The organism is Klebsiella sp. KPN54798, assembly GCF_021184225.1.
In the GTDB taxonomy this organism is placed as follows: domain Bacteria; phylum Pseudomonadota; class Gammaproteobacteria; order Enterobacterales; family Enterobacteriaceae; genus Klebsiella; species Klebsiella pneumoniae.
In genome coordinates, this window is the sequence record NZ_CP089234.1 from 2,553,103 (window position 1) to 2,579,886 (window position 26,784).

The 26,784-nt window shown below is 57.5% G+C and carries 29 protein-coding genes and 1 pseudogene; 17 read left to right on the forward strand and 13 right to left on the reverse strand.

The window, feature by feature from the left end; genetic code table 11:
- Nucleotides 1-14 precede the first annotated feature (14 nt).
- The gene (gene adhP, locus LPQ25_RS12295) at nucleotides 15-1,025 is read right to left on the reverse strand and encodes an alcohol dehydrogenase AdhP (RefSeq protein ID WP_002906221.1); all 1,011 of its coding nucleotides are present in this window, start codon (nucleotides 1,023-1,025) and stop codon (nucleotides 15-17) included.
- Nucleotides 1,026-1,277: 252 nt separating this feature from the next.
- Here adhP and LPQ25_RS12300 point away from each other — a divergent pair, with 252 nt between their 5' ends.
- Both LPQ25_RS12300 and LPQ25_RS27410 read left to right on the forward strand, forming a co-directional pair.
- On the forward strand, nucleotides 1,278-1,877 hold the full coding sequence (locus LPQ25_RS12300; RefSeq protein ID WP_009307786.1) for an inorganic diphosphatase: 600 nt from the start codon (nucleotides 1,278-1,280) through the stop codon (nucleotides 1,875-1,877).
- Nucleotides 1,878-2,065: 188 nt separating this feature from the next.
- Nucleotides 2,066-3,017, forward strand: a pseudogene (locus tag LPQ25_RS27410) (bifunctional helix-turn-helix transcriptional regulator/GNAT family N-acetyltransferase).
- A gap of 36 nt (nucleotides 3,018-3,053) precedes the next feature.
- Here LPQ25_RS27410 and LPQ25_RS12320 read toward each other — a convergent pair.
- From LPQ25_RS12320 to LPQ25_RS12330, 3 genes are all read right to left on the reverse strand, one after another.
- Nucleotides 3,054-4,769, reverse strand: a complete 1,716-nt coding sequence (locus LPQ25_RS12320; protein WP_032411550.1) for an ABC-F family ATP-binding cassette domain-containing protein — start codon at nucleotides 4,767-4,769, stop codon at nucleotides 3,054-3,056.
- A 396-nt stretch (nucleotides 4,770-5,165) separates the two neighbouring features.
- Nucleotides 5,166-5,873, reverse strand: coding sequence for a hypothetical protein (locus LPQ25_RS12325; RefSeq protein WP_004214036.1), 708 nt, complete (start codon nucleotides 5,871-5,873; stop codon nucleotides 5,166-5,168).
- Between the two features lie 183 nt (nucleotides 5,874-6,056).
- The gene (locus tag LPQ25_RS12330; RefSeq protein WP_002906125.1) at nucleotides 6,057-7,754 is read right to left on the reverse strand and encodes an NAD-dependent malic enzyme; all 1,698 of its coding nucleotides are present in this window, start codon (nucleotides 7,752-7,754) and stop codon (nucleotides 6,057-6,059) included.
- A gap of 56 nt (nucleotides 7,755-7,810) precedes the next feature.
- Here LPQ25_RS12330 and LPQ25_RS12335 point away from each other — a divergent pair, with 56 nt between their 5' ends.
- Nucleotides 7,811-7,939 (forward strand): hypothetical protein, encoded by a 129-nt coding sequence (locus tag LPQ25_RS12335; protein ID WP_002906122.1) that lies wholly within the window; start codon nucleotides 7,811-7,813, stop codon nucleotides 7,937-7,939.
- Here the strand turns inward: LPQ25_RS12335 and sra are convergent.
- A complete protein-coding gene (sra, locus tag LPQ25_RS12340; protein WP_004143727.1) occupies nucleotides 7,936-8,076 on the reverse strand; it encodes a stationary-phase-induced ribosome-associated protein in 141 nt (46 codons plus the stop codon). The two genes, LPQ25_RS12335 and sra, sit on opposite strands and share 4 nt — an antisense overlap.
- 177 nt (nucleotides 8,077-8,253) lie before the next feature.
- Nucleotides 8,254-9,105 (reverse strand): Vmh family MBL fold metallo-hydrolase, encoded by an 852-nt coding sequence (locus LPQ25_RS12345; RefSeq protein WP_004189881.1) that lies wholly within the window; start codon nucleotides 9,103-9,105, stop codon nucleotides 8,254-8,256.
- Nucleotides 9,106-9,218: 113 nt separating this feature from the next.
- Here LPQ25_RS12345 and LPQ25_RS12350 point away from each other — a divergent pair, with 113 nt between their 5' ends.
- The gene (locus LPQ25_RS12350) at nucleotides 9,219-10,112 is read left to right on the forward strand and encodes a LysR family transcriptional regulator (protein ID WP_014907533.1); all 894 of its coding nucleotides are present in this window, start codon (nucleotides 9,219-9,221) and stop codon (nucleotides 10,110-10,112) included.
- Between the two features lie 67 nt (nucleotides 10,113-10,179).
- Here the strand turns inward: LPQ25_RS12350 and LPQ25_RS12355 are convergent, their stop codons facing one another.
- Nucleotides 10,180-10,425 (reverse strand): YmjA family protein, encoded by a 246-nt coding sequence (locus tag LPQ25_RS12355; protein ID WP_004180069.1) that lies wholly within the window; start codon nucleotides 10,423-10,425, stop codon nucleotides 10,180-10,182.
- Nucleotides 10,426-10,621: 196 nt separating this feature from the next.
- Entirely contained in the window at nucleotides 10,622-11,536 is a 915-nt protein-coding gene (locus LPQ25_RS12360) for an SDR family oxidoreductase (protein WP_004151242.1), read from the reverse strand.
- 655 nt (nucleotides 11,537-12,191) lie between these two features.
- On the opposite strand from LPQ25_RS12360, the gene LPQ25_RS12365 reads away from it, so the two are divergent.
- From LPQ25_RS12365 to LPQ25_RS12385, 5 genes are all read left to right on the forward strand, one after another.
- Nucleotides 12,192-12,311, forward strand: a complete 120-nt coding sequence (locus tag LPQ25_RS12365; protein WP_080831387.1) for a con-10 family general stress protein — start codon at nucleotides 12,192-12,194, stop codon at nucleotides 12,309-12,311.
- 365 nt (nucleotides 12,312-12,676) lie between these two features.
- Nucleotides 12,677-12,892: a hypothetical protein gene (locus tag LPQ25_RS12370; RefSeq protein WP_004143717.1), complete on the forward strand. Its 216-nt coding sequence runs from the start codon at nucleotides 12,677-12,679 to the stop codon at nucleotides 12,890-12,892.
- 23 nt (nucleotides 12,893-12,915) lie between these two features.
- On the forward strand, nucleotides 12,916-13,422 hold the full coding sequence (locus LPQ25_RS12375; RefSeq protein ID WP_004151243.1) for a ferritin-like domain-containing protein: 507 nt from the start codon (nucleotides 12,916-12,918) through the stop codon (nucleotides 13,420-13,422).
- 16 nt (nucleotides 13,423-13,438) lie between these two features.
- Nucleotides 13,439-13,621 carry a hypothetical protein gene (locus LPQ25_RS12380; RefSeq protein ID WP_004184170.1) on the forward strand — a complete coding sequence of 61 codons (183 nt, stop codon included), beginning with the start codon at nucleotides 13,439-13,441 and terminating at the stop codon, nucleotides 13,619-13,621.
- A 39-nt stretch (nucleotides 13,622-13,660) separates the two neighbouring features.
- On the forward strand, nucleotides 13,661-15,286 hold the full coding sequence (locus LPQ25_RS12385; RefSeq protein WP_004184169.1) for an alpha-amylase family protein: 1,626 nt from the start codon (nucleotides 13,661-13,663) through the stop codon (nucleotides 15,284-15,286).
- Here LPQ25_RS12385 and LPQ25_RS12390 read toward each other — a convergent pair.
- From LPQ25_RS12390 to LPQ25_RS12400, 3 genes are all read right to left on the reverse strand, one after another.
- The gene (locus tag LPQ25_RS12390; RefSeq protein ID WP_014907534.1) at nucleotides 15,283-16,278 is read right to left on the reverse strand and encodes an SDR family oxidoreductase; all 996 of its coding nucleotides are present in this window, start codon (nucleotides 16,276-16,278) and stop codon (nucleotides 15,283-15,285) included. The genes LPQ25_RS12385 and LPQ25_RS12390 overlap by 4 nt on opposite strands.
- A gap of 318 nt (nucleotides 16,279-16,596) precedes the next feature.
- On the reverse strand, nucleotides 16,597-17,043 hold the full coding sequence (locus LPQ25_RS12395; RefSeq protein ID WP_004148482.1) for a DUF421 domain-containing protein: 447 nt from the start codon (nucleotides 17,041-17,043) through the stop codon (nucleotides 16,597-16,599).
- Nucleotides 17,044-17,051: 8 nt separating this feature from the next.
- Nucleotides 17,052-17,555, reverse strand: coding sequence for a hypothetical protein (locus LPQ25_RS12400; RefSeq protein WP_004180065.1), 504 nt, complete (start codon nucleotides 17,553-17,555; stop codon nucleotides 17,052-17,054).
- Nucleotides 17,556-17,699: 144 nt separating this feature from the next.
- Here LPQ25_RS12400 and LPQ25_RS12405 point away from each other — a divergent pair, with 144 nt between their 5' ends.
- The 4 genes from LPQ25_RS12405 (at nucleotide 17,700) to LPQ25_RS12420 (ending at nucleotide 19,785) form a co-directional block, all read left to right on the forward strand.
- Nucleotides 17,700-18,104, forward strand: a complete 405-nt coding sequence (locus LPQ25_RS12405) for a YdeI family stress tolerance OB fold protein (protein WP_015874836.1) — start codon at nucleotides 17,700-17,702, stop codon at nucleotides 18,102-18,104.
- Nucleotides 18,105-18,119: 15 nt separating this feature from the next.
- Entirely contained in the window at nucleotides 18,120-18,266 is a 147-nt protein-coding gene (locus tag LPQ25_RS12410; RefSeq protein WP_002906033.1) for a hypothetical protein, read from the forward strand.
- Between the two features lie 113 nt (nucleotides 18,267-18,379).
- Nucleotides 18,380-18,811, forward strand: coding sequence for an OsmC family protein (locus LPQ25_RS12415; RefSeq protein ID WP_002906030.1), 432 nt, complete (start codon nucleotides 18,380-18,382; stop codon nucleotides 18,809-18,811).
- 104 nt (nucleotides 18,812-18,915) lie between these two features.
- A complete protein-coding gene (locus LPQ25_RS12420; RefSeq protein WP_004176040.1) occupies nucleotides 18,916-19,785 on the forward strand; it encodes an oxygenase MpaB family protein in 870 nt (289 codons plus the stop codon).
- 1 nt (nucleotide 19,786) lies between these two features.
- Here the strand turns inward: LPQ25_RS12420 and LPQ25_RS12425 are convergent, their stop codons facing one another.
- Together LPQ25_RS12425 and LPQ25_RS12430 are read right to left on the reverse strand one after the other, a co-directional pair.
- A complete protein-coding gene (locus LPQ25_RS12425; RefSeq protein ID WP_004184165.1) occupies nucleotides 19,787-20,473 on the reverse strand; it encodes an ABC transporter substrate-binding protein in 687 nt (228 codons plus the stop codon).
- On the reverse strand, nucleotides 20,463-20,645 hold the full coding sequence (locus LPQ25_RS12430) for a hypothetical protein (RefSeq protein ID WP_040244767.1): 183 nt from the start codon (nucleotides 20,643-20,645) through the stop codon (nucleotides 20,463-20,465). The genes LPQ25_RS12425 and LPQ25_RS12430 overlap by 11 nt, the downstream gene beginning before the upstream one ends.
- 49 nt (nucleotides 20,646-20,694) lie before the next feature.
- Between LPQ25_RS12430 and LPQ25_RS12435 the strand changes: the two genes are divergently transcribed.
- From LPQ25_RS12435 to LPQ25_RS12450, 4 genes are all read left to right on the forward strand, one after another.
- Complete coding sequence (locus LPQ25_RS12435; protein ID WP_004151892.1) at nucleotides 20,695-21,618, forward strand: cation diffusion facilitator family transporter; 924 nt, start codon at nucleotides 20,695-20,697, stop codon at nucleotides 21,616-21,618.
- Between the two features lie 249 nt (nucleotides 21,619-21,867).
- A complete protein-coding gene (locus tag LPQ25_RS12440) occupies nucleotides 21,868-22,785 on the forward strand; it encodes a bestrophin family protein (protein WP_014907536.1) in 918 nt (305 codons plus the stop codon).
- Between the two features lie 315 nt (nucleotides 22,786-23,100).
- Nucleotides 23,101-25,401 carry an FdhF/YdeP family oxidoreductase gene (locus LPQ25_RS12445; protein WP_014907537.1) on the forward strand — a complete coding sequence of 767 codons (2,301 nt, stop codon included), beginning with the start codon at nucleotides 23,101-23,103 and terminating at the stop codon, nucleotides 25,399-25,401.
- Nucleotides 25,402-25,550: 149 nt separating this feature from the next.
- Complete coding sequence (locus LPQ25_RS12450; protein ID WP_014907538.1) at nucleotides 25,551-26,432, forward strand: LysR family transcriptional regulator; 882 nt, start codon at nucleotides 25,551-25,553, stop codon at nucleotides 26,430-26,432.
- The last annotated feature ends 352 nt before the right edge of the window (nucleotides 26,433-26,784 follow it).

Consider the following 26,784-nt stretch of genomic DNA (forward strand, 5'->3'; position numbering starts at 1 on the left):
AGAGGCGCGGGTGATTAGCTACGCAGATCGATAACCATACGGCCACGGATCTGACCTTGCTCCATCTCTTTGAAGATAGCGTTGATATCTTCCAGCGGACGCAGGGTGACTTTCGGCACCACTTTGCCTTCGGCGGCAAACTGGAAGGCTTCCACCAGATCCTGACGGGTGCCGACCAGCGAACCGACCACTTCGATGCCGTCCAGCACCAGACGCGGAATATCGAGGCTCATCGCCTCCGGCGGCAGGCCCACCGCGACCACGCGGCCACCGGCGCGAACGGCATCCACCGCCGAGTTAAAGGCCGCTTTAGCCACCGCGGTTACTACCGCAGCGTGGGCGCCGCCGGTTTTTTCCTGAATCACTTTCGCCGCATCTTCATTGCGGGAGTTGATGGTCAGGTCGGCGCCCATCGAGGCCGCCAGCTCCAGCTGTCCGTCGTTGACGTCGATAGCGATCACTTTGGCGTTAAACACATTCTTCGCATACTGCAGCGCGAGGTTACCCAGCCCGCCGAGGCCGTAGATGGCGATCCACTGGCCCGGTTTGATGTGGGAGACCTTGACCGCTTTGTAGGTGGTGACGCCCGCGCAGGTGATGCTGCTGGCGGCGGCGGAGTCGAGGCCGTCCGGAACTTTTACCGCGTAGTTGGCGGTGACGATGCACTCTTCCGCCATGCCGCCATCGACGGTATAGCCGGCGTTTTTCACCGAGCGGCAGAGCGTCTCGTTGCCGCTGTTACAGTAATCGCAGTGGCCGCAGCCTTCGAAGAACCACGCCACGCTGGCGCGGTCGCCCGGCTTCAGGGAGGTGACGCCCGGGCCGACTTTTTGTACCACCCCGATCCCTTCATGGCCGAGAATGACGCCGGTTTTATCGCCAAAATCGCCGTTTTTCACGTGCAGGTCAGTATGACACACGCCGCAGCATTCCATTTTCAACAGCGCTTCGCCGTATTCCAGCGGGCGCAGCGTTTTTTCCGTGACGTTAACCTGATGGTCGTGGGTAACAACAGCTGCCTTCATGCCTGTCTCCTTGTGGGGGAATTGATTAACTTAATTAATGCAATAGTACCCAATAAGGATTAGACGCTGAGCGGTAAAATACAAGGCGCTTAGTACAGAATGTGGCTTTTTGCTACAGAGATAGCACAAAATTCAGACAATATCGCTATATTTGGTAGGTAATAATATTGACGCTGAATGGTCATGTTTTTGTCATCACTCGAATCTATTGTTTTGCGCATCAATTTCTTATAACAACAGAGTGATACAACAATGCATCTGGTAAAAACCATCCTCACCGCCGGTCTGCTTTTGTCCGCCGCCGCCCAGGCCCACAATGTGCTGGAATTTCCCCAGCCGGAAAACAACCCGGAAGAATTTTACGCCGTCACTGAGATCCCGACGGGCGGGATCGTTAAGTACGAAACCGATGCTAAAACGGGGTTTATCGTCGCCGACCGCTTTCAGTCGATGCCGGTGGCCTACCCGGCGAACTACGGCTCGCTGACCCAGTCGCTGGCCGGGGATGGCGACCCGCTGGACGTGGTGTTTTATACCCGCGCGCCGATGGCCCCGGGCACGCTGATTAAGCTGCGGGCAATTGGTGTGCTGAAGATGGTAGACGGCGGTGAGAAAGACGACAAAATCATCGCCGTACCGGCCAGTAAAATTGACCCGACCTACGACGACATCAAGACCATCTCCGATCTGCCGAAAATAGAACAGCAGCGGCTGGAGGCCTTCTTCCGGGTCTATAAAGAACTGCCGGAGGGGCGTAAAAAGGTCGAGCTGGCCGGCTTTAATGACGCCGCGGCCGCGAAGCAGGAGATCAAATCGGCCTGGGAGGCCTGGAAGGCGAAGAACCCGCAATAATATTCATCGCGGGCGCTGTCCGCCGCCCGCGGCATTCGCTTTCACGATCCCTGTGGCGGCAAAATCACACGTCACACGTCACACGTCACACGTCACACGACAACGCTTATCCCACCATATTGCATCTTGACGCAGGATGAAGGAGATGGTTGTATTATACAACCATTTCATTTTCTGGACCCGCCGCTATGCCTGATACCCCTTAATCCAACAGATTCGTACCGCCTCGCGGTTAATGGTGCGCGAGCTGGGCTTTATGAGCACCACGCTGGCCGCCACCCATTATTCACCTTCGGCGGTGCACACCCTGCTTGAGGTATCGATGAGGGGGAGATGACGGCCGCGCAGCTGGTCACGTTGCTGGGACTGGAAAAATCAAGCGTCAGCCGGATGGTCTCTCGTCTGCTGGCGGCTGGTGAGCTGGAGGAGCGTCCTTGCGCGGAGGATGCGCGCGCTAAATCACTCGCCCTGACGGCAAAGGGGCACGATACGGTGGCGAAAATTAACGCCTGGGGGACCCGTCAGGTGGTGGAGGCGTTAGACCATCTGGATGAGACGCAGCAGCAAACTGTCGCCACTGGACTGGCGGCCTATGCCCGGGCGCTGGCGCAGTGTCGGGATAGCGCGCTCGCGGATACGGCTCCGCAAATTTCGCTGATGACCGGCTACCAGCCAGGGATGATCGGCCGGATAGCCCAGATGCACGGGGAGTATTACGCCCGTCATCATGACTTTGGCGCTTTTTTTGAAGGCAAGGTCGCCAGCGGCGTAGCGGAATTTGCCACCCGGCTCTCCTCCCCGGCCAACCAGATCTGGCTGGCGATCCGCGAAGGGAAAATCGTCGGCTCGCTGGCTATCGATGGCGAGGACCTCGGCCAGCAGGAGGCGCATTTGCGCTGGTTCATTCTCGATGACAGCTGCCGGGGAACCGGCATTGGCAGGCGGCTCCTCAGCGAGGCGATGGCTTTCTGCGATAGTCGCCAGTTTAGCGCGGTGCAGCTGCGGACCTTTAAAGGGCTGGATGCGGCCCGCAAACTGTATGAATCCTTTGGCTTCACGTTAATCCGCGAATGGCAGGGGGAGCAGTGGGGAAAGGTAATGACCGAGCAGCAGTTTACCCGGTCCGGAAACACCGGCTAAGGGCGTGGCGCCTTAGCCGGTGGGGGGACATGGAGATTACGTCAGTTGGTTAAGCAGGCGGGCAATCTCCTCTTGCCACTGTGCCTGCAGTGACGGCTTTTGATGTTTTGGCTTGCGGGCCATGTCGTCAGCCAGCCACTGCTCCAGGTCAATCAGCCGCGCCAGCAGCGCCTCCTCATCATCGTCAGCCCCGGCGGGTGTACTCTGCAAAGCGAGCCGACTGTCCGGGGCGGGCGCCACGGCCTGCAGACGGGCATAGACCTCCTCCAGGCTGTGCCACTCCGTTAGCCCGGCGCTGTCAATCAGCCAGAAGCGGTTACAGCTTTCGCTAATCAGCTGGCGGTCATGACTGACCAGCAGCACGCCGCCGGGGTAATCGCGCAGCGTCTGCGCCAGCGCCGCTTTACCCTCCATATCAAGATGGTTGGTGGGTTCATCCAGCAGCAGCAGACTGTAGCGCGCCAGCGACAGGCCAACGAACAGCAGCCGCGATCGCTCGCCGCCGCTGAGGGTGCTGACCTTCTGGCTATGTCTCGCCCAGCCAAACCCGGCGGCGATCAGCGCCCGTTTACGGGTGTCCGCCGACGGGGCAAACGGCGTCAGGGCCTCGAGCAGGCTGGCCTCGTCCGGCAACTGCGCCAGCGTCTGGTCATAGTAGCCGGGGTGCAACCGGGGATGCAGGCGCAGCCCCGGGAGAGGCGATGCGTTGTTCATCTGCTGCCACAGCAGGCGCAGCAGGGACGATTTGCCGCCGCCATTACGTCCCATGATGGCCACGCGATCGCCGCTGCGCAGGCGCGCCACGCCGGTGGTGAAGAGGGATGGCTGACCCGGCGCGGGCGAGACGGGAAGGGTGTCCATCTCCAAAAGGCGGTCGGCCGGCAGGGCGTCCCCCTGTAACACCAGGCGCCACGGCGGGCCGACGCTGAGCTCGGTCTGCTCGTCTTTCAGGCGGGCGACCTGCTTCTCCATCTGTTTGGCTTTGCGGGCGAGATCTTCATTGTCATAGACCCGACCCCAGGTGGCCAGCCGCCGGGCGCTGGCGCTGACCCGGTCGATCTCTTTTTGCTCCGCCTTATGACGTAACGCGGCGCTTTCATCCTGCTCCTGCAGTGCCTGACGGGCAGCGCTGCAGGGTAAGGCGAAGCAATGTAGCGTCTGGTCACGGAGGATCCAACTCGCATTAGTTACAGCATCCAGTAAGGTGTTGTCGTGTGACACCAGTACGAAACTCCCCTGCCAGGTTTGCAGGAAGCTTTCCAGCCACAGCAGGGTGGGCAGATCGAGATGGTTGCCCGGCTCATCCAACAAGAGCAGATCAGGCTGGCGGATCAGCGCCCGGGCCAGCAGCAGACGCGTGTGCTGGCCGCCGCTCAGGGTGGCGGTCTGCTGCTCCATCACCGCCGGGGTAAAGCCCATCTGCGCCAGCAGGCGCTCGGCCAGCCAGCGCTGTGCTTCCCGCGCGTCGGCGGGTAATGGGGCCAGCACCGCCTGCAGCAGCGACTGCGTATGCAGCGCCTCCGGCAGATGCTGTTCAACGCGGGCCATCAGACACTGACCGGCGAGCGAGACGCTGCCCGAGGTGGGCGCGAGGGTGCCGTCCAGCACCTGCAGCAGGGTGCTTTTGCCGCAACCGTTATGGCCGATGAGACCGATCCGGTCACCTTTCTTCAGGGTGAAGGAGAGGGAGTTAAACAGCGGCCCAAAAGCCGTCTCCACGTGGAGCGCATGGGCAGTTAGTAATGTACTCATAGTCAACTTACTCAAGAGTTACAGGCATGCAAATGCCTCGTCAAAACTCGCTGACGATAACCCGGTAAGCCGGAGAGAAGGGATTGCGTGAAGAGTCTTCGCTCAAGCCATAGTTATCGCAGCACGATACCGATAACGCTTGAGCTGGCGCAATTGCCTAAGGCATGTGAAACAATAAACATTTCACAATACAGCATGGGGGGCCTCCTTTTTTATTCAGTAAGTGGATGGGTGATGGCAGTGTAGTGGGGAAAGGGAAAGCGCGCCAGTGACAAAACTGGCAGGGGGACCCGCCAGCTGTCACCTGCGCCGCCTTTGTCTACGATGCCGGGTTGGCGCAGAGGGCTTATGTGTTTGCCAGAACATGGTTGCAGAACCATTTTTTTGCTGGCTCATTTACGGTGCCTCCACAGGGACGGTGGCGATCGGGCGGGCAATCATGATTGCCGTTTCACTGAGCGCATTCAGATCGCTTACCTGAGTACACTGGCGGGCCATGACCTGCGGATCGCCGTCCGGAAACCAGCCCTCATTGAATGACAGGGTGTAAAACTGGGTATGCCGCTTGACTTCACAGCGCCAGGCGCGGCCAAGATTGTTTCTGTCGATAAGCCAGCGGGGATCTTTCGCTTCAACAAAAATTTCATATTTAGAGGGTTGAGTGACATGTCGATCTGAATTCGTTTTGCTCCAGAAAATGGCAGTGTAAGAAATGTTGTGTTTACCGTACTGAATACTGGCATCCCGACCCGGGGTGACCTCCGGGTGGAGGAAAATAAATATCCCGGCGGCAATCAGTACCATCAGCGGTAATATAGGATGCTGTATCGGCCGCCAGGGGATTTTACGTACCGCCAACAGCCAGACCAGGGTAATAATAAACACGTAGAGCAGAGCGAAGAAAAATTTACTCGGTTCATAGATGACGACATCCACCAGATCGCCGGTGGCGGGCTGATACTGTTCCGCCCGCGGGGTGAGCATCCACATATCACCGCTGAAGAGGCACATTCCGGTGATGATGGCGATACCGCCGATAAGAAACAAGACAATACGGATCAGAATCGCATTCGCTTTATTCGCGCCAGGGGTTAATTTTAGCATTTCACATTCCGTTGTGAGGGGGTGAGAAACAACTATTTTGCACAGCGGAGGGCGCGCGGCAAATGCTATCCGTTTTATATTTTTACGATGAATGTATATAGGCGGAAAAAACGTTTCTGTGGCGGGAGGTATTATTCTGACGTTATTAATAACCGGGCCGCTATTTCGACCCGGTGACAGTGATTAAATCGAGGTGCGGCGATAATTGCGATATTCCGGTAACCAGAAATTATCGCTGATCGCTTGCAGCAGCGCTTCGGCGGAGGTTTTCACCGCCACGCCTTGCTCCTGGGCCACCTTACCCACCGCGAAGGCAATTGCCCGTGAGACGGTCTGGATATCCTTCAGCTCCGGCAGCACCGGACCTTCGCCGTTGTTGACCAGCGGCGAGTGCTGCGCCAGGGTTTCGCTGGCAGCCATCAGCATCTCGTCGGTGACCCGCGACGCGCCAGAGGCGATCACCCCCAGTCCAATACCCGGGAAGATATAGGAGTTATTGCACTGGGCGATGGGATACTGCTTGCCTTTCACGGTAACCGGGGAGAATGGACTGCCGGTGGCGACCAGCGCCTCGCCGTCGGTCCAGCTCAGGATATTCTGCGGCGTCGCTTCCACCCGTGAGGTTGGGTTGGAGAGCGGCATCACGATCGGCCGCGGGCAGTGCTTGTGCATCTCGCGGATAATCTCTTCCGTGAACAGTCCCGGCTGACCCGAGACGCCGATCAGGATGTTCGGCTTCACGTTGCGCACTACGTCCAGCAGGGACAGCGCCTCGCTGGTGGTATCCCAGCTCTGCAGCTGCTCACGCTTTTGCACCAGCTTGTTCTGGAACGGTAGCAGATTAGGCATGCCATCGGTTAACAGGCCGAAGCGGTCAACCATAAACACGCGCTGGCGGGCCTCTTCTTCACTGAGTCCTTCGCGGACGATCTGGGCGATAATCTGTTCAGCGATACCGCAGCCGGCCGAACCCGCGCCGAGAAAGACGATTTTTTGCTCGCTCAGCTGGCTACCGGCGCCGCGGCTGGCGGCGATCAGCGTCCCGACGGTCACCGCCGCGGTGCCCTGAATATCGTCGTTAAACGAGCAGATTTCATTGCGGTAGCGGTTGAGCAGCGGCATGGCGTTCTTTTGCGCAAAATCTTCAAACTGCAGCAGCACGTCCGGCCAACGGGCCTTAATCGCCTGGATCACGTCGTCAACGAACTGATAGTACTCGTCGTCGGTAATGCGTGGATGGCGCCAGCCCATATACAGCGGATCGTCGAGCAGCTGCTGATTGTTTGTTCCGACGTCCAGCACGATAGGCAGGGTGTAAGCCGGGCTGATGCCGCCGCAGGTGGTATACAGCGACAGTTTACCGATCGGGATCCCCATTCCGCCGATCCCCTGGTCGCCGAGGCCGAGAATGCGCTCGCCATCGGTGACCACAATCACTTTCACGTTGTGGTTCGGGACGTTTTGCAGGATGTCGTCAAGGTTATGGCGATTCTGGTAGGAGATAAAGACGCCGCGGGCGCGACGATAGATCTCGGAGAACCGTTCGCAGGCCGCGCCTACCGTCGGGGTATAGATAACCGGCATCATCTCTTCAAGGTGGTTGCCGATCAGGCGATAAAACAGGGTTTCGTTGGTGTCCTGGATGTTACGCAGATAAATATGTTTGTCGATTTCAGTTTTGAATCCCTGATACTGGATCCAGGCGCGTTCCGCTTGCTCTTCGATAGTTTCAACCACTTCCGGCAGCAGGCCGAGCAGGTTGAAATTGCTGCGCTCTTCCATACTGAAGGCGCTTCCCTTGTTGAGCAGGGGGAATTCAAGCAGAACGGGACCCGCGTAGGGGATGTACAGGGAACGGTTTTTCTTATGGGTAAATTGCATCGCACTAACTCCTTGATCATGACCACAGTCCCGGCGCGGCGATAAGCGAAGGGCGGGTGGAAAGCAGCGGGCAGAGTATAGAGCAGAAGGTCTTCAAGCGGGTAAACAAGCAGTCAATTGCCATAAAAAAACACCATCCTGGCAACAGGACGGTGTTGTTTATCATCACTCAGGCTGAAAATTAACCACCGCGGCGTTTGCGGCCGGTAGCATGGATGTGGTTGATGGTGGTTTCTTCATCGCCTTCCAGCACCACTTTTTTCTGCCGGGAAAGCTTATAGTTCAGACCGAGAAGATGACGTGCCTGATGGTTCGATTTCATTCTGACTCCTTTATCCTGTTCTGGTTTCAAGGGCAAACCCGGTAATGACCGGATGAAATGTAACCCAAAGTCGGCCGCGCGTTTTTTGTGCGGCCACAGGTAGGGTGGTCCATTTTCTCGGTAATAGCAACCCTGGGGAGCCAGATTAAGAACAGTCCTCCTTGCGCGCCGCAGGGGTCACCACTTCATCTCACCGGTATTAACTTTGGCGCTTAACTCCAGCGAGCTGGTCTCCGCCAGGCCCGGCCACTGTGCCTCCATCGCCTTGATCACTCCGGCCGAATCCGAATGCGTCTTCAGCGCCTGCTCGAACTGCTGGAGATAAGTTTTTGTAAAGCGCACCGCGCTGTCTCCCTCCGGCGGGGTGCCGAGATAATGGCCCGGGATCACCCGCTGCGGGTGCAGGGCGATCATCTGGTCCAGCGTATTACGCCATTGCTGACGACTGGCCGGCGTCTGGGTGTCGGCGGTCCAGAGATGCATACCCCACGCCACGCCGGTGCCGCCGAGGATCGTTTTGTTCGCCCGGATCCAGACGAACGCCGCGTAGTCATGCGGCTGCATGATGGTCACTTTCTCGCCATCGATGGTAAAGCTGTTGGCCTCCAGCGCCTGTGGGACATACACCTGCGTCGGCGCGCCGTCTTTCATTTGCGGGCCCCAGTACGCCAGTTTGGCCGCTTTGGTGGCTGCAATATGTTTGACGACCTCCGGCGTGGCGACCACCTCCGCCTGCGGGAAGGCTTTTACCAGCGGCTCAAGACCAAAATAGAAATCCGGATCGCCAGAGGTGATCACAATCCGCGATAGTGGTTTGCCGTTTTTCTTGATCATCTCCACCAGCTTTTCCCCATCTTTGACGCTGAACTGCGCGTCGAAAAGTACCGCTTCATGCGGACCGGAAACGAGGGTCGAGTTGACGGCAAAAAGTCCTTTTTCCTGCGGGTTGTAAGTTTGCAGCGTCAGAGGCGCCGCGAAGACCGCGCCGCTGAACAGGGCGGTAGCAACAGCAAGGGCAGATAATTTCATGATTTATTCTCAGTAACAGGTGAATGCGTTCCATTGTACGGATTTCGCTATTTGATAGAATTCCTGAAACAAGAGATGCTGAGTTTCATAAAGCGTGCAGATCAGGGGGAGTGATGGACAGGGTTATTGCTGCGCAGGTGTATCTGCGCATCTGCGAGCTGGGAAGTCTTAGCGCCGCGGCGCGGGCGCTGGGGATGTCGCGCCCGATGGTGAGCCGCTATCTGGAACAGATGGAGAGCTGGGCCGGCGCCCGGCTGATCCATCGCTCAACCCGGCGGCTGACGCTGACCCCGGCCGGGGAGAAGGTGTTGATCAAGACCCGCTGTTTGACGCGGATCGCCGATGAAATCGCCGGCGAGCGTCAGCGGGCCGATCCCAGCGGCACGCTGCGCGTCGCCTGCGCGCACTTTACCGCCATGCAGCTGATCTCCCCGCTGCTACCGGACTTTCTCGCCCGCTATCCACTGCTGCGCCTGGAGCTGGATATCAATAACCATCCGGTCAGCCTGATCGGCGAGCGTATCGACGTGGCCATTCGCATTACCGACAACCCGGAAGCGGGGGCCATCGCTCGTCGCCTCGGAGTGTGCCGTTCGCTGCTCTGCGCCGCGCCGCGCTGGATGCGCCAGCATGGACCGTTGACGACGCCCGACGATCTGCAACGACATAACTGCCTGCTATACAGCCATTTCGCCAGCCAGCACTGGCAGTTCAGCGATGCGCAGGGGCGGGAAGCGTCGGTGGCGGTGAACGGTAATCTGAGCGCAGGGATATCTTCATTGCTGCTGGAGGCGGCGGTTGCCGGATGCGGCATTGCGATGCTTCCCGAACTGGAGGCCCGGAGCGCGATTGCCAGCGGCACGCTGGAGGTGGTGCTTCCGGAGTGGACGCCGAAGGCGTTGAGCGTTTACGGCATCTATCTTTCCCGCGACTACCAACCTGACGGATTACCGCTATTTCTTGATGCGCTGCAGAGGCGTCTGGGAGAGGAGACTGGCCACGGCTGAGTCTTGGCGCTTCGTGCCCCGGCAGCACCGGCGGAAGGCAATCCCGCCGGTAGGCTGACGTTGAGCTTTATTCGTTGCCCCACTGATTAAGGAAATTAGCGATATCGTCAATGCGGTTTTCGTTAATGGCCGCCTCGCGGGCCATTTCTCGCTGCGCCTCTTCGTCAATCTCTTCGTTATTAGTTAACCGCGCAATCAGCAGTTGGAAATAGCGCGCCAGCGCATCGCGTTCTTCATCCTTTACCGGCGCAGCCGCTTCGGTCTCGTATTCGTCCACGATGTCATAAAATTTCAGGGGGATGTCATTACTCATCTGTCGTCCTCAGGGGTGGCGTCGGGGCCAGGGTTAGCGCACAGCGGCGGGCGGACATCATAGCATGCGGCCAGAGTAGCGGAGTGGAGGAAAGAAAAAATTGCCGCAACCGGGAGGCGAGGGGCCAGTATATAGCCGCAAGGGTTGGCCGGGAAAATACCGGCGCGCGCTGGCGCGCGTCGGTATGCCGGGAGGCTTAGACCACACCATCCCCGCCGTCAGAACACCACACCTGTCCGGAGGTATATGAGCAGGCATCGGAAGCCAGGGTGACATACAGCGGGGCGATCTCTACCGGTTGCCCCGGGCGCCCCATCGGCGTGTCTTTGCCAAACTGTTTCACCTTCTCGTCCGGCTGGCCGCCGCTGGATTGCAGCACCGTCCAGTAAGGGCCAGGCGCTACGGCGTTCACGCGAATGCCTCGTTTCGCCACCTGTTTAGCCAGCGATTTAGTGAAGATCGCGAGACAGGCTTTGGTCTGCGCATAATCGAGCAGGATCGGGCTGGGTTTATACGCCTGCACCGAGGTGGTATTGATAATCGCGCTTCCGGCCTGGAGGTGAGGCAGTGCGGCGCGGGTGATCCAGAACGGCGCGTAGACGTTGGTTTTGAAGGTAGCGTCGAAATCTTCGGTAGTGAGTTCCTCAAGGGTTTCACAGTATTGCTGACGCCCGGCGTTATTAACCAGGATGCTCAGACCTCCCAGCTGTTCCACCGCGTCGGCCACCAGCGACTGGCAGAAGGATTCGGAGCGAATATCACCCGGGAGGGCCACCGCGGTGCGCCCTTCGGCTTTGATCAGGGCGATAACTTCATCCGCATCCTTTTGCTCTTCGGGCAGATAGTTTATCGCGACGTCGGCGCCTTCGCGGGCAAAGGCGATCGCCACCGCACGGCCAATACCGGAGTCGCCGCCGGTAATTAACGCTTTCTTACCGGCCAGTCGCCCGGAGCCGGTGTAGCTGGTTTCACCGTGGTCCGGGGATGGCTCCATTTCCGCATCCAGACCCGGCGGGGTTTGTTCTTGCTCCGGGAACTCCGGACGTGGAGCCGTCTCTTCTGGCAACATGGAGGTGGGTAACTTCTTCATTGGCGGTTTTTCATCTTGCATAGTCATCTCCTTCAGACAGAACGGGCCAGCTCTAAGAATAGGTCAGCTTCTCCTGGCGACAGACCCTGGATGACTCGCAACATCGCAGTCAATGGCCAACCGTAGGCGTAACGGTATGCCTTAACCGACTGATCCTTGGCGTATTTCGGGGGATAGCGTTGCGTTATTATTGCTGACGTTAAATTAGGATTATTCCATCCTTAATCAAGGGCCAAGGGCTATTTTCGTAACGCGCATGATCTTTTTCTCAAGTTACGATGAAGGTGCTGCCTGAATAAACGATGAAGATGTTCATTCGCAAACCATGGCCTATAAGGTGATACCTCTTTAGGGGTAATATTCCTGGGGTTGTGTTGCGCGAGATAAAGAAATATTTATTCATTAAATCGTTTGCATTTTTTTACAAACGGCCGTTGGACGTTTCTGTTTTACCCGCCGGTGAACATAACCTACGTCAAATAAAGGAGTTGTGTGAGGTATATTTTATCTTGCCGCTTCGTTAGTAAAGCTTTATTTTGTCAGTGCGCGGATGGGTATCTGAAATTAATTTGACTCCTGCAGGCATTCCTCTAGTGTTAGATATCGAGGGCGATGATTTGTAACAGGGTCATTTTCCATTTACCAACCGATATTGATCAAACCAAAGGTGAAAATTATGGCAGAGCATAGAGGCGGTTCAGGTAATTTTGCAGAAGATCGTGAGAAAGCATCCGAAGCCGGTAAGAAGGGTGGTAAGAACAGTCATGGCGGCGGCCGTAAATCCGGTGACAGCTAGCGACTGATGAGCTGTGACGCCGACAAATCGGCGTTGAGACAAAACCTGTGGGCCAGATGGTCCGCAGGTTTCTGCATATTCAGGGTTTATTTATCTATAACGACATTCATTATCCGCGATGTGGGGAAACTAAAAGGTGAGGAGGAAATCGCCGCATCACTAGCAATAAAAGACGGCCGCAGCGGCAATAAATTAGCCGGACGGTAAAGACAGAAAATAACGGAACGGGACAATACGCAACGCTACTTTCTTTTTTATGCTTAGGCAAAAGAAAGTCATTTTCAGCGTAAGGTTTAGCGCCTGACGCTGCGGTCAGAGCGTCGATAAAATGGTCGCTCAATATTGTTCGGTCCTAAGGTAATAAAATGAAGTTGACGCCAGTGTTTATTAAGCGCTGTCATCTTGTCGCTGCCGTTATGTGGGTGGGTCTGGCGATACCCTCGTTGATCTGGTGGAAAGACAGCGTACTGTGGGTCATTCTCATCAGTATTTATGCCAATATTGTTGGCCATTTATCCGGATATAGCGCAGCGCGAGCTGACCAGGCGGCGGAAGAGAGTGAAGATTCCACGTCAAAATAAAAGGTTAATGATCAGAGGTGTATATGACGGATATTGAAAATTATCACAACTGGCTTCGCGATGCGCATGCCATGGAAAAACAGGCTGAGTCGCTGCTGGTGGCCACCATCAGACGCCTCGATAATGAACCGCAGTTACGCACCCGCCTTGAACAACATCTCTATGAAACCCGACGGCAATTGTCCGCCCTGCAGGATATCATCGCCCGCAATCATATTTCCCGCTCTGCGCTGAAGGATGCGATGAGCCGGGTGGCGGCGTTAGGACAGACCATTGGCATCATGCTGCCCGGTGATGAGGTTATTAAAGTGATTATCACTGCCTACGTTTTTGCCCATTTTGAGGTCGCCTGCTATACCGCTTTATTAACGGCGGCGAAAAGAGTAGGCGACCACAGCGCGATGCACACACTGGAGGGTATCCTGGCTGAAGAGAGAGGAATGGCTGATTGGCTGCTCCATTATCTGCCAGCGCTGACCGGGCAATATCTTATGGATACCGATATGCCTGGCGTTGAGGCCGGGCATTAAGCCGCCGGAGAACGCTATGGTCAAACGGCAAACCATCGCGCTCCTCGCCTCCGAGGAACAGGTTCCGCTGGTATTAACCGCCAGGCAGCAGGCGCTGGTGGACGCGGTAGCGAACAGGATGCTACCAGCGGAACGCAATCCCGTATCGCCTGTCGACAAACCGCGCGCGAAGGCCAGGGCGGGGTCCGGATCGCGCTGAGGCGGCTGACAGGGACGGGCAGAACGCGAGGTGAGAGTGATGCAACGGGAAGAGTGGTTTCACAGAGCGGTCATCTATCAGGTTGACAGTTCGCTCTTTTATGATGCCAATGGCGATGGTTTTGGCGATCTCGCGGGCATTCGCCAAAAGCTACACTACATTCGCAGCCTCGGAGCGACGGTGCTCTGGCTGACTCCGTTCTATCTCACTCCTCTGCAGGATGATGGCTATGATATCAGCGATCATCTGCAGCCCGATCCGCGGTTCGGCACTATCGCTGACGTGATTGAGCTGATTGCCCGCGCCCGCGAGCTAGGACTGCGGGTGATCGTTGAGCTGGTGATCCAGCACACCTCCGCGCAGCACCCGTGGTTCCAGGCGGCGCGACGCGATCCCCGGTCGCCGTGGCGGCCGTATTATCTATGGGCCGATCGGCCGCCGGAAAACGACGATCCTCCCATGTTTCCCGGCGTTGAGGAGAGCGTCTGGCGCTGGGACGAACAGGCTGGGCAATATTATCGCCACATGTTTTATCACCACGAGCCCGACCTGAATCTCGCCCATCCGCCGGTGATCGCTGAAATCGAAAACATTATCACCTTCTGGCTGCAGGCTGGGGTGTCGGGCTTTCGTCTAGATGCCGCGTCACATCTGGTCAAGCAGGCCGGAAAGGGCGACGAGACGCGCGGCTACCCGCTGCTGACCCATCTCCGGCAGGTTGTACAGCGCCTCAATCCCGATGCGATACTCCTGGGTGAAGTGGACGTCGCGGTAGAAGATTACCGTCATTATTTCGGCCAGGGCGATCGGCTGCAGATGGTGCTTAATTTCTGGCTTAACAAATACCTCTACCTCAGCCTGGCGCAGCAGCGCGCCGCGCCGGTGGTGAAGGCCCTGCAGGCGATGGTGACCCCGCCGGACGGGTGCTGCTTCGTCAACTGGCTGCGCAACCATGATGAACTGGATCTTGAGGGGATTGGCGAGCGCAACAAGCGCCAGGTTATCCGCACCTTTGCCCCTGATAAATCGATGTCCGTTTACCAGCGCGGCGTACGCCGAAGACTGGCGCCGATGCTGGACGGCGATACCCGACGCATAGCCTTAGCCCATGCTATCCTGCTGGCGCTGCCCGGCGTGCCGGTGATGCGCTATGGCGACGAGATTGGCATGGGTGACGATCTCTCCTTACCGGAGCGCTACGCGGTCAGAACGCCGATGCAGTGGTCAGCCGCGGCCAACGCCGGCTTTTCCCGGGCGGCGCGGGATGATTTGCCGGTAAAACCGGTGGCCAGCGGGCGGTTCCGCTACCAACGGATCAATGTCGAAACGGCGCTGCGCCATCCCAGGTCGCTGCTGCATCGGGTACGCAATATGGTATTGGCGCGCACGGAATATACTGAACCGGGATCCCTCCCTTTTACTCTCCTTACTCTAAAGCCCGACGCGGTGCTGGGCTTGCTCTATCGCAGCGAATCGCGGGAGGTACTGATGCTGGCCAACTGCAGCCAGCAGGCGGTAGAGGTCCTGCTCCCGCCGCTGGCCGAGGGCTACTGGAGCCCAATTCTGGAAGATAAGCTCTATCAGGATGGGCTGCACGGCGGGAAAGATGCGCGGCTGGCACTCTCCGGGTATGGTTACCGTTGGTTCAGCCGCAGCCTGAGTTAGCGCCGTTTTCCGGAACGACGGAACAACGCCCGCAGCGCCATCGTCGCCACCGCTACCCCGACGCCGGCGGCGACTTTACCCGGGAGATCGGCGCTGATGGTGACTGCTTTACGCCGTGCGCCATCGTTAAAGGGGCCGTGGCCCGGATGATTGCCGCGCACCGGCGTGAACAGGTCGTCCTGTTGGTCTGACGACTTTGGCTGACCGGTAAACTGTCCCTCCCACGCTTTTTTCACCATCAGCCGATCGAGCAGGCGAGGGAAGAAGACCTGGCCGAGGATCGACTGGATGGTGCTTTTTCCGACCCACAGCTCGTTGACCGGGCGCTGGATGACGCTGTAAATAGCCTCGGCGGCGACTTCCGGCTGATAGACCGGGGGCACCGGCTGCATGGCCTGATCCATTTTGTTTCGCGCCCAGCCAAACTGGGCGGTGTTCATCCCCGGCAGTTGCACCATGGTCAACTGGATGTGGCTTTTCTCATGCATCAGTTCGGTTCGCACGGCATCGGTAAAGCCGCGGATCGCCGCTTTCGCTCCGCAGTAAGCCGACTGCAGTGGGATTGAACGCCAGGCCAGCGCCGAGCCGGCCTGAATAATCACCCCCCGCTCCCGGGGGATCATGACCTCCAGCGCCGCGCGGGTGCCGTTCACGTACCCGAGATAGGTCACCTCCGTCACCCGGCGAAACTCCTCCTCGCTCATCTGACGAAAGGGCGCCAGCACGGTGGTCATGGCGTTGTTGATCCAGACGTCGATTGCCCCGAGGGTGGTTTCCACCTCGGCGGCGGCGCGCTGCAGCGCCCCGGCATCGACGACATCGGCGCTAATAGCCAGCGTTTTAATGCCAAACCGTTCACAGGCCTGTCGCGTCTCCTGCAAACCCGTTTCGTCTCGGGCGATCAGCGCCACGTGATATCCAGCGCGGGCGAAACGCAGCGCGGTAGCTTTGCCCGCTCCCGCGGTTCCACCGGTAATAACCATCACAGACATAGTGACCTCATTATGTTTTGGCTTTCACAATATTGACTGTACGGATCGGTTAATTATTTCTCACCAATGGCAATGACGAGGTGGGAAATATCCTGGAATAAGCGCAATGTGAATCAGGCGGCATCTCATGGTTAGTTTCGGCAGATCCTACATACTTCGGCGAAGGCGTTCTATAATTTGTAGGATCCCTGACAACCAGCGAGGAGGAAAAATGTTAATGTTGAACGTTGTTAACGGTGAAAAAGAAGAGGATGACGCCACTCGCGCTCCGGAATCAGGTGATAAACAACCGGAGCGTGATAAATAGCGAAGCCGATACTATTCCTGCTCAGGAATAATGGATATCTGGCCGTTACGCTCGAGAATAGCGAATTTGATCGCTTTCAATTCATAAATGCCATGGTGCTGCCTGGCCGCCAGCAGGATATCATCGACAGAGATATTGACGAGCTTAATCTTCTCGTCGATGACAGCACCATTTTCCACCACGATAACCGGCGTACCATCGAGAAAATTTTCTGCCTGAGCAAATTTTTTCTTAATATAGCCGAACAAAATATCAATACTAACCAGGGTGACGATAGTCAGCATCGACCCGGTAACCGAATAGTCTGTGCTGAGCATCGCCTGCTGGGTGGCTTCGCTGATAATCAGCAACAGTATCAGGTCAAAGTTGGTTAATTGCATCAGGGTTCTTCTGCCGGCAATCTTAAAAATAATCAACAGGATCAGATAGATTGCTGCGGCTCTAAGGACCATTTCCATAGCGACTCCTACGGATAGACAAACTGCTGCCAGGTTACAGAATAGCGATCGTTAACTACCGCCTGCAGAGAGATATTACCGGCCGTTTTTGGGGTAACGGCTAACCACACAGATATCGGTGAAGGCGGGTTCGACCGCTGATAGACGAGATGTAATTTCCCGTCGGCGCTATACATTTTATCCGGCTGCGGACGGATATCACCGATCTGGTAGCGGGTTAATAACGGGGCGGCGAAGCTGATAATGGTGTCGCTGGCCGTATCCGGTTTAATCTGAATATTAAGCTCGGTTTCACTCATCAGCCTGGCATAGCGCTGATAATCGACGCTTAATTCGCCTCCGCTGGTTTCCCGGTGTGCTTCACTGAAATAACCGGAGGACCACAGGCCGCTTAACGCGGTAAGAATGATGAGACTCAAAACAATTATCCCATAGCGGCGGAAGCGATATTCAAAGCGTAAGGAGCGTTCATTCTCATCGACGATAGGACAAGGCTGTTGATTCTTAATCATTAATATTTTCCCCGCGTTTCGTTTCGCCAGGAGCGTAACGATAAGGACATTCTTATATTAGACGATATCAGAACAATTGACTTTGTAAAAATGGCCAGCCTCAGCCAGGCTTTATTCTCATCGTCAGCAAAAAACGGAGGCATGATGAAAAAACTAGCATTGGCCATGGCATGTCTGTTTGCCGTAGGTGTCGCGCAGGCGGACGATAAGGGAGGGTTTAGCCAGAATGCCGCGCCGCCGCCGCCGCACAAACTCGATGACGGCTATCGCGGCGTCGAGGATGGCCGGATCATGACCGTTGAGCAGGCGAAAACCATGCACGATGGCGCGACCGTTTCGCTGCGCGGCAATCTGCTCAAGCGGCAGGGAGATGACCGTTATCAGTTTCGTGATAAAAGCGGCACCATCACCGTTATTATCCCGGTCGCCGCGTTTAACGAACAACACGTAGAGCCAGACGATCTGGTCAATATCAACGGCAGTCTGGATCGCAAAATGACGCCGCCGGTCGTGCGAATCGATCGTCTGCTCAAGCAGTCGCCTAAGTAAGCGGAGCACGTCGATATGAGCACCTTTTCTCACTCGCAAGACGAAGAGCGCGGTAAGCAACCTGCCCGTGAGGCGCCCGGGGAGCAGGGCGAAGTTCCGCGTAAACGGGACGACAGCAAGGATGACAAATCCGATCCCTGGCATCCGCAGGATGGCCGATAGCGTCACCAACGACACGAAAACCAGGGGAACGTGGGAGCCAGAGGCTGCAAAAAGACGCAGCTTCGGCATCACGCACTATACTTTTTGTTCGACATCACTACAGGAGGAATCAAATGGCGATTCATAAGAAAGGGCTAGCGCACTGGGAAGGCGACCTGAAGCATGGCAAAGGCACCGTGTCGACAGAAAGCGGGGCGCTGAGCCAGCAGCCCTACGGATTTAACACCCGTTTTGAGGGGGTGAAGGGCACCAACCCTGAGGAGCTGATTGGCGCTGCACATGCCGCCTGCTTTTCGATGGCCCTGTCGCTGATGCTCAGCGAAGAGGGATATACCGCAACGTCTATTGACACTACCGCAGTGGTCACCCTCAATAAAACCGACGGCGGCTTTGCGATTACCGATATCGCGCTGCAAAGCCAGATCGTCCTGCCGGACGTGTCTCCGGCGGCGTTCGATGAGATCATCCAGAAAGCGAAAGCAGGCTGCCCGGTATCGCAGGTGCTGAAGGCCAACATTACCCTCGATTACCAGCTGAATCCGTAAGCCGTCGTGCCCGCGTGCTGCGGGCACTCTTTCCGCAATATCTCTCCCAATGCTGTCCAACAGTGGTATCTTTTGTCCTTTAGTTGCACGTAAGGGATACCATCATGATCGGCATTCGCCGGATGATCGAGGCGCAGGTGCTCGGCCTGACCGGCATGGCGCTAAAAGAGATCGACTTTGAACGACCCAAAGGAGAGCCGGGGCTGTTTGGTCCCCAGTCGGCCATCTGGCAGGTGCACGGCGATTTTACCTCGATGCTCTGCGGCGGCATTAGCGCGCTGTTGCTGCAGATGCTGCATCCTCTGGCGCTGGCCGGCGTCTGGGATCACTCTCGTTTTCGCGAGGATATTTTGGGCCGCCTGCGCCGCACCAGCCAGTTTATTTCTGCCACCACTTTTGCCACTACCCCCGACGCCGAACGGCTAATCGCCAAAGTACAGGGGATCCATCAGCGGATCGCCGGGGTGGATAAGGACGGAACCCCGTATCAGGCGAGCGACCCGGCGCTGTTAACCTGGGTGCACGTCGCCGAGTGCAGTTGCTTTATGGCCTCCCACCTGCGCTACAAGCGGACGGTGGTCAGTCCCGAGCGCCAGGAGGACTATTTTCGTGAGTCGGCGGAAATCGCCCGGCGGCTGGGGGCTCGGGATATCCCTCAGACACCGCAGGAGGTGGCGGACTATCTCGAGGCGATGCGCCCGCGACTGCGCTGCGACGAACGTACCCGGGAGGTAGCCGAGGTGCTGCTCTCCACCCGTCTGCCGGGGCGGATGAGCCAGCCGGTCGGCCGGGTGATGATGAACGCAGGAATTGACCTTTTGCCGGAATGGGCGCAGGAGATGCTGGGATTGTCGCTCACGCCGCTGCAGCGGCGCACGACGCGCCTGATGGTGCATGGCGTGGCCCGCGTACTGCGCGCCTCGGTACGCAACGGCGCCTGGCATTGCGCCATGCGCCGGATGACGGAGGCGTGATTCAGTTCGCTTGGCCCAGGTGACCGGCAATCAGCGCCTGCAGACTGCCATCCGCCCGCCACTCGCTAAGCGCGTCGTTTACCGCGTGAAAACGGTCCACGTCCGCCCGGGCGACGCAGATGGCCTGCTGGATCTCGGTAAAATTATCCGCCAGTACCCGCACCCCGGCGTGCTGACGGGCTGTCGCCTCCAGCGGCTGGCGGATGCCGGCGACCATATCCCCTTCACCGGCGAGGAAGGCGTCGATTGCCTCCTGCGAAGAGGGAAGGCGATGCAGGCTGGCGTGCTGCAGATGGCGGGTTAGCCATAGATCGTATGCGGCGTTTTGTCCGACGTTAATGGTGGTTGCCGGGCGATCCATGTCGGCCACGCTCTGGCAGGGCGAATCAACGCTGACCAGCGCGGTACCCTGGATGGTGATATAGGGCGAGGTAAAGCGCAGGGTGGCTTCCCGCGCCGGATCGATGGCCAGAAAGGCAATATCCCAGTGCTCGCCACCGGCGTCAGCCACCACTTTACCCGCGGCAGGATAGGGAACGAATTCGGCGCTGACGCCCCAGCGCGTCGCCAGCCGATGGCTGAGCTCGACGGTGATGCCCGCGGGCTTTCCTGTCTCCCCGAGATGGGCCAGGACCGCATTGCCCAGATTAATGGCGAAACGCAGCCGGGATGGTTTGTTATGTGACATCGCTGACTCCTGTGGTGGCTAAGCTAACGTGGCCCGACCTGTGGCCACCCTTCAAAAGATAGTTCATAGGCGCAAGGTTGCAGCGTTCCAACGGCACATACAGTAAATAGTCATTACCGACCGCCGCGATATCGTTAAACGGCAAGGCAATGGCTTTTATATTGTTAAGCATAAACTCAGTTTGTCAGTTTATTCTTCCCGCTCACAAAGGGAGAGAAATAATGACACAACATAATTTTGAAAATGATAATAAATATCATGAGCGTTCGGTGCAGGCGCGAAAGAGTACCCTTGTTAGCGTGGTGGTTAATATTTTCCTTTCTGCCTTACAGGTAGTCGTGGGAATATTTTCCGGCTCTCAGGGATTAATTGCCGACGGAATGCACTCTTTTTCCGATCTGGTCGCCGATGGCGTGGTATTGATGGCGAATAAAAAGAGCCGTCGACCGTCTGACCACGATCACCACTATGGCCACTGGCGCTATGAGAACGGCGCCTCCCTAATCATCGGCGCGATGCTGCTGCTCGTCGGGGGTGGCATGCTATGGTCCGCGGCGGGCCATCTCGCGCAACCGCAAACTATTCCGCCGGTGCACAGCGCGGCGCTGTGGATGGCGCTGGTGGCGCTGGCCGTCAAGGAGGGGCTGTTTCGCTATATGCTGGCGGCCGCCAGGCGGCTGAATTCGTCGCTGCTTATCGCCAATGCCTGGCATGCCCGCTCTGACGCCGCATCCTCCCTGGTGGTGGCCCTGGGGATTATCGGTAATCTGGCCGGGTTCGCCTGGTTCGACCCGCTCGCCGCGCTGGCGGTGGGGCTGCTGATTGCGCGCATGGGCTATCGTTTCGCCGTCAGCGCGCTGCATGATTTAATGGACCGTGCGGTTGATGAAGAGATGCAGCAGGCGATCGCCGATACGCTGCGAACCACGCCGGGCGTGGCGGGCCTCCACGATCTGAAAACCCGTAAGGCGGGGGATCTGGTGCTGGTGGATGTCCATCTCGAGGTGGCTGGCGAGATGTCGGTAGCCGAAGGGCATCAGATTGCCCGTCACGCGCGGGAGCGGGTGCTGGCGCAGCATCCGGTGCTTAATGTGATGGTGCATCTCGATCCCTGCGAAGCGCAGGGGTTGACGAAAGCGGTCTGATACACCCGGTAGCATAAGCGGAAAAATGAATTGGCTCAGCGGTTATTTTTTCTTCTGAGCCATTATTGCTGGCGCATTGATTGCCTGAAATATAAAAAAGGCCCATACTAAAAACGCCATTACCATCGCTAAATAATGGCGCAGATCTGCCCATCGCAGTTAACGATAAAATAAACCAATCGGCTCATAGATAATCTCTATTCTGTATTCAGAGATAATGACCAGAGCGGTAATTCAGGAAGTCAGACAATGATCATTCGGCCAGAACAACACTGGTTTCTTCGCCTATTTGACTGGCACGGCTCCGTGCTGTCGAAAATCATCTTTCGCCTGCTGCTAAATGTGCTGATGTCGATCATCGCCATTATCAGCTATCAATGGTACGAACAGCTGGGGATCCACTTAACCGTGGCGCCGTTCAGCCTGCTGGGGATTGCGATTGCGATTTTCCTCGGCTTTCGCAACAGCGCCAGCTACAGCCGCTTCGTCGAGGCGCGCAATCTGTGGGGGACGGTGCTTATCGCCGAACGCACGCTGGTGCGTCAGCTGCGCAATATCCTGCCGGCGGAACACGATGCCCATCGCCGCATCGTCAGCTATCTGGTGGCCTTTAGCTGGAGCCTGAAGCACCAGCTGCGCAAAACCGATCCGACGGCTGACCTGCGGCGGTTGCTACCGGAGGAGAGGGCGACGGAGATCCTCGCCAGCTCAATGCCCACCAACCGGATCCTGCCGCTGGCCGGCAACGAAATTGGCCAGCTGCGGGAGGCGGGCAAGCTCAGCGACATCACTTACGGGCTGATGGACAACAAACTCGACGAGCTGGCGCACGTGCTGGGCGGTTGTGAAAGGCTGGCCACCACCCCGGTGCCTTTCGCCTATACCCTGATCCTGCAGCGTACCGTCTACCTGTTCTGTACGCTGCTGCCGTTCGCCCTGGTTGGCGATCTGCACTACATGACGCCGTTTGTCTCGGTCTTTATCTCTTACACCTTTTTATCGTGGGATTCGCTGGCGGAAGAGCTGGAAGATCCGTTCGGCACCGCAGCCAATGACCTGCCGTTGAACGCGATGTGCAATACCATCGAGCGCAATCTGCTCGACATGACCGGTCAGCATCCGCTGCCGGAGACGCTGCGTCCGGACCGTTACTTCAATCTGACCTGAGCCTGGCCCACCGGGCGGTTTCGCTGCCCGGTCATCACTTTCCGTAGCAATTTATCCGTCACAGCACCGCGGTGAAAACCGCAAAATTTGCAAATAAGTTAAATTTAACACCTGATAGATAACATCAATTATACAGAATTGTGGTGTATGTTATTATTCAGTTAACAAACGCAGTACCTACGCTTTCCCATCGTACTATCCTTGAGAAACAGCATTCTTTTCAGGTGACGCCATGCGATTCACGCTTCGTCGCCGGGGTTGTCGTACGCCTTTTTCGGCTAGAGACAGCCAGAACAGAGCAGCAGGAGTAAAGAGATGACCAATAAAAGACGCGCGGTTCCCGGTGTTCACCCCTATGACGGTCCGGCAGGCGGGTGGGGCGCGTTGAAGGCCACGGCCATCGCCGTGCGCACCCAGATGGATGCCTTTGAGGCGCCCGCCACGCTGCTGCGTACCAACCAGCCGGACGGTTTTGACTGCCCGGGCTGCGCCTGGCCGGATAAAGAACATAAATCGACCTTCCAGTTTTGCGAAAACGGCGCCAAAGCCGTGACCTGGGAGGCGACCACCAAACGGGTGACGCCCGCATTCCTCGCGGCAAATACCGTATCTTCCCTGCTGGCAAAAAGCGATTTTGAACTGGAGGGCTACGGCCGCTTAACCCATCCTTTGGTTTACGACCGGGACAGCGATACCCTGCGTCCGGTGGCGTGGGAGCAAGCCTTCGCCCGTATCGGCGAGATCCTCCGCGGCCTGCAGCCGGATGAGGTTGAATTCTACACCTCTGGCCGAGCCTCCAACGAAGCGGCGTGGCTGTTCCAGCTGTTTGCCCGCGAGTATGGCACTAACAACTTCCCCGATTGCTCCAACATGTGTCATGAATCCACCAGCGTGGGCCTGCCACAGTCGATCGGCATTGGTAAAGGCACCGTCTCCCTCGACGATTTTGACCAGACCGAGCTGGTGATCTCCATCGGCCATAATCCGGGCACCAACCACCCGCGGATGATGGGCACCCTGCATGAGCTATCCCGCCGCGGCGTGCCGATTATCGTTTTCAATCCGCTGCGTGAACGGGCGCTGGAGCGTTTTGCCGATCCGCAGAACGTGATGGAGATGGCGACCCGGCGCTCGACGCCGATCGCCTCGACCTACTACCAGGTACGGGCCGGCGGCGACGCGGCGGCGCTGAAAGGGATCGCCAAAGCGCTGCTGCAGCTGGAGGAGGAGCAGGGCAATGTGCTCGACCACGCGTTTATTGCCCAACATACCCAGGGATTCACCGCCTTCGCCGATGACCTCCACGCCACCCGCTGGCAGGACATCGAACAGGAGTCTGGCCTGACGCGCGAATCCCTGAACCAGGTTGCGGCGGCTTACGCCAAATCCAGGGCCACCATCGTCACCTACGGTATGGGCATCACCCAGCATAACAAAGGCACCTCCAACGTGCGTCTGATTGCCGACCTGCTGCTGATGCGCGGCAATATCGGCAAGCCGGGGGCCGGGATCTGTCCTTTGCGCGGTCACTCGAACGTCCAGGGTAACCGCACTGTCGGGATTAGCGAAAAACCCTCCGCGGCTTTCCTCGACAGCCTGCAGCGGGTGATGGGGATTACGCCGCCGCGGCATCATGGCCACGATGCGGTAAAAGCCCTGGAGGCCATGATCGCCGGCGAAGCCAAAGCGCTGATCTGCCTTGGGGGCAACTTCGCCGTGGCGATGCCGGACCACGAACGCGCCTTCCCGGCGATGCGCGGCCTTGAGCTCAGCGTTCACGTCGGCACCAAGCTCAACCGCTCACATCTCCTGACGGCGAAAGAGACCTTTATTCTGCCGTGTCTGGGCCGCACCGAGCTTGACCTGCAGGCCAGCGGCCGGCAGTCGATCACCGTCGAGGATTCGATGTCGATGGTGCATGCTTCGTCGGGCAAGCTTAAGCCCGCCTCGCCGATGCTGCGCTCGGAGCCGGCGATTGTCGCCGGTCTGGCGAAGGCCACCTTGCCCGCCAGCAAAGTGGACTGGCAGTACCTCGTGGAAGACTACGATCGCATTCGCGATCTGATCGAACAGACCATTCCAGGGTTCGAGAATTATAACCAGCGCATTCGCCATCCTGGAGGCTTCCGCATGCCGCTGCCGCCGACCGAGCGCATCTGGCCTACCGCCACCGGTAAAGCCATGTTCTCGGTATTTAAAGGGGTGCATGAGAACGTGGTGGTGGAGGGTGAGGACGTGATGCGCCTGGTGACGCTGCGCAGTCATGACCAGTACAACACCACCATCTACGCGATGGATGACCGCTACCGTGGCGTCTTTGGCCGCCGCGACGTGCTGTTTATGAACGAGCAGGATATGGCCGCCCAGGGGCTGGAGCATGGCGATCGGGTGGATATCCATACCGCGCTGCCAGACAGCGAGCTGACGCTGGAAGATATCACGGTGGTGGCCTACGGCATCGCGCCGGGCACCGTCGGGGCCTATTATCCGGAAGCCAACGTGCTGGTGCCGCTGAACTATCTCGATGAAGAGAGCGGCACCCCTTCGTATAAGTCGGTTCCCGTTCGTCTGACGCTGCGCTCGAAAGAGATCCGTCCGCTGGCCGGCGGGCGCTAAAAAGGTATAGCGCAGAGCGGCGTCGCGCCGTCCTGCGCCCCGCAGCACCTCGTGGTGTCCTCGCTTGAATTTATCGCTAGCGAAACTAACATTCTGGTAACCTGTGCGCGGCCCCGGGGGTGAACGGCGGGGTTCAAACGGGAAAGAGAATGGATATTAAGCAACTCAAGTATTTGATCGCGCTCGATCAGACGCGCCATTTTGGCCAGGCGGCGGCGGCCTGTCATATTACCCAGCCGACGCTCTCCATGCGCATTCGTAACCTGGAAGAGGAGCTGAACCTGACGCTGATCCAGCGCGGCCAACGCTTTGAAGGTTTTACCCCAGAGGGAGAGCGGATCCTGGCCTGGGCGAGGGCGGTGCTGGCCGCTCATGACGGCCTGGCGGCAGAGGCGGCCATCTGTCGCGGGCAGATGGTCGGCCAGCTGCGGGTCGGTATGGTGCCGCTGGCGAGCCTCAATCCGATGCAGTTGATTAAACCCCTGGCGGAGAAATATCCGGCGCTGCAGTTCAGCCTGTTGTCGATGACCTCGGAGCAGATTATCGATGGCGTCAGCCGTAATCAGCTGGATCTGGGGATCTGTTATCTGCAGCATCTGGATGAAGGTCAGTTCAAGATTGCTCGCTTGCCGCAAACCCGGATGGGACTGCTGCACGATAAACGCCATTTCGACTTCAGCGCCGGGACGCCGGGATGGGAGACGCTGGCGACGCTGCCCCTCGGCTTTCTGACCAAGGGGATGTATTACCGGGAATCGATTGAAATCAGCTTTAAGGCCAAAGGGCTAACGCCAAGGTATGTCTTTGAAAGTGATTCGACGTTTCAGATTATCCAGGCGGTGCAGGCGGGGATCTGCTGCGCCATTATGCCGCTTAACAACGGCCTCGAAGCGCTAAGCGATAATCTTGAAATTCTGCCGATCGCCGAAACCCATGTTGATTCACAGCTGGCGCTGATTATGCGCCAGCAGGAACCAGTCTCGACCCTGGCGGAAAAATGCTTCACCGAGGCGCAGGGGATATTTGGCTGAGGCCGGGCCGCCGACCTGGCGGCTTGTCACTAAAATGCCTAAACGCCCCTCTGATGGGAGAGTGTCAATATAGCCCCGGTGATGCTGGACCGTTGGTAAAAGTGGTATTGCGGCGCCGCTTAATGCTGTCCAGAAGTTACAAGCCTTAATGACAATTTTTTATCCCTCCTGCAGTACACATCACAAATATTAACTATGGCAACAGCCGTCATTTAAGTTAACAACAACCGATATGTATTACTCCATAATGATATATTAGGCTGACTTCCTGGTTAGATTATGATGCATTAATGTCATGCCGGCATATGAATTCTTAAATGAATATGTCTGAAAACTAATAATATCACGGACT

Bases quoted from the DNA above. Each gene is read 5' to 3' on its own strand.
- LPQ25_RS12320 (WP_032411550.1), bottom strand. From the start codon at position 4,769: ATGAGTACATTACTAACTGCCCATGCGCTCCACGTGGAGACGGCTTTT.
- LPQ25_RS12380 (WP_004184170.1), top strand. From the start codon at position 13,439: ATGGTCAAACGGCAAACCATCGCGCTCCTCGCCTCCGAGGAACAGGTT.
- LPQ25_RS12420 (WP_004176040.1), top strand. From the start codon at position 18,916: ATGATCGGCATTCGCCGGATGATCGAGGCGCAGGTGCTCGGCCTGACC.
- LPQ25_RS12330 (WP_002906125.1), bottom strand. From the start codon at position 7,754: ATGCAATTTACCCATAAGAAAAACCGTTCCCTGTACATCCCCTACGCG.
- LPQ25_RS12430 (WP_040244767.1), bottom strand. From the start codon at position 20,645: ATGCTTAACAATATAAAAGCCATTGCCTTGCCGTTTAACGATATCGCG.
- LPQ25_RS12385 (WP_004184169.1), top strand. From the start codon at position 13,661: ATGCAACGGGAAGAGTGGTTTCACAGAGCGGTCATCTATCAGGTTGAC.
- LPQ25_RS12400 (WP_004180065.1), bottom strand. From the start codon at position 17,555: ATGATTAAGAATCAACAGCCTTGTCCTATCGTCGATGAGAATGAACGC.
- LPQ25_RS12300 (WP_009307786.1), top strand. From the start codon at position 1,278: ATGCATCTGGTAAAAACCATCCTCACCGCCGGTCTGCTTTTGTCCGCC.
- LPQ25_RS12435 (WP_004151892.1), top strand. From the start codon at position 20,695: ATGACACAACATAATTTTGAAAATGATAATAAATATCATGAGCGTTCG.
- LPQ25_RS12395 (WP_004148482.1), bottom strand. From the start codon at position 17,043: ATGGAAATGGTCCTTAGAGCCGCAGCAATCTATCTGATCCTGTTGATT.
- sra (WP_004143727.1), bottom strand. From the start codon at position 8,076: ATGAAATCGAACCATCAGGCACGTCATCTTCTCGGTCTGAACTATAAG.
- LPQ25_RS12355 (WP_004180069.1), bottom strand. From the start codon at position 10,425: ATGAGTAATGACATCCCCCTGAAATTTTATGACATCGTGGACGAATAC.
- LPQ25_RS12345 (WP_004189881.1), bottom strand. From the start codon at position 9,105: ATGAAATTATCTGCCCTTGCTGTTGCTACCGCCCTGTTCAGCGGCGCG.
- LPQ25_RS12445 (WP_014907537.1), top strand. From the start codon at position 23,101: ATGACCAATAAAAGACGCGCGGTTCCCGGTGTTCACCCCTATGACGGT.
- LPQ25_RS12365 (WP_080831387.1), top strand. From the start codon at position 12,192: ATGGCAGAGCATAGAGGCGGTTCAGGTAATTTTGCAGAAGATCGTGAG.
- LPQ25_RS12410 (WP_002906033.1), top strand. From the start codon at position 18,120: ATGAGCACCTTTTCTCACTCGCAAGACGAAGAGCGCGGTAAGCAACCT.
- LPQ25_RS12450 (WP_014907538.1), top strand. From the start codon at position 25,551: ATGGATATTAAGCAACTCAAGTATTTGATCGCGCTCGATCAGACGCGC.
- LPQ25_RS12360 (WP_004151242.1), bottom strand. From the start codon at position 11,536: ATGCAAGATGAAAAACCGCCAATGAAGAAGTTACCCACCTCCATGTTG.
- LPQ25_RS12440 (WP_014907536.1), top strand. From the start codon at position 21,868: ATGATCATTCGGCCAGAACAACACTGGTTTCTTCGCCTATTTGACTGG.
- LPQ25_RS12325 (WP_004214036.1), bottom strand. From the start codon at position 5,873: ATGCTAAAATTAACCCCTGGCGCGAATAAAGCGAATGCGATTCTGATC.
- LPQ25_RS12405 (WP_015874836.1), top strand. From the start codon at position 17,700: ATGAAAAAACTAGCATTGGCCATGGCATGTCTGTTTGCCGTAGGTGTC.
- LPQ25_RS12370 (WP_004143717.1), top strand. From the start codon at position 12,677: ATGAAGTTGACGCCAGTGTTTATTAAGCGCTGTCATCTTGTCGCTGCC.
- LPQ25_RS12350 (WP_014907533.1), top strand. From the start codon at position 9,219: ATGGACAGGGTTATTGCTGCGCAGGTGTATCTGCGCATCTGCGAGCTG.
- LPQ25_RS12390 (WP_014907534.1), bottom strand. From the start codon at position 16,278: ATGTCTGTGATGGTTATTACCGGTGGAACCGCGGGAGCGGGCAAAGCT.
- LPQ25_RS12425 (WP_004184165.1), bottom strand. From the start codon at position 20,473: ATGTCACATAACAAACCATCCCGGCTGCGTTTCGCCATTAATCTGGGC.
- LPQ25_RS12375 (WP_004151243.1), top strand. From the start codon at position 12,916: ATGACGGATATTGAAAATTATCACAACTGGCTTCGCGATGCGCATGCC.
- LPQ25_RS12415 (WP_002906030.1), top strand. From the start codon at position 18,380: ATGGCGATTCATAAGAAAGGGCTAGCGCACTGGGAAGGCGACCTGAAG.
- adhP (WP_002906221.1), bottom strand. From the start codon at position 1,025: ATGAAGGCAGCTGTTGTTACCCACGACCATCAGGTTAACGTCACGGAA.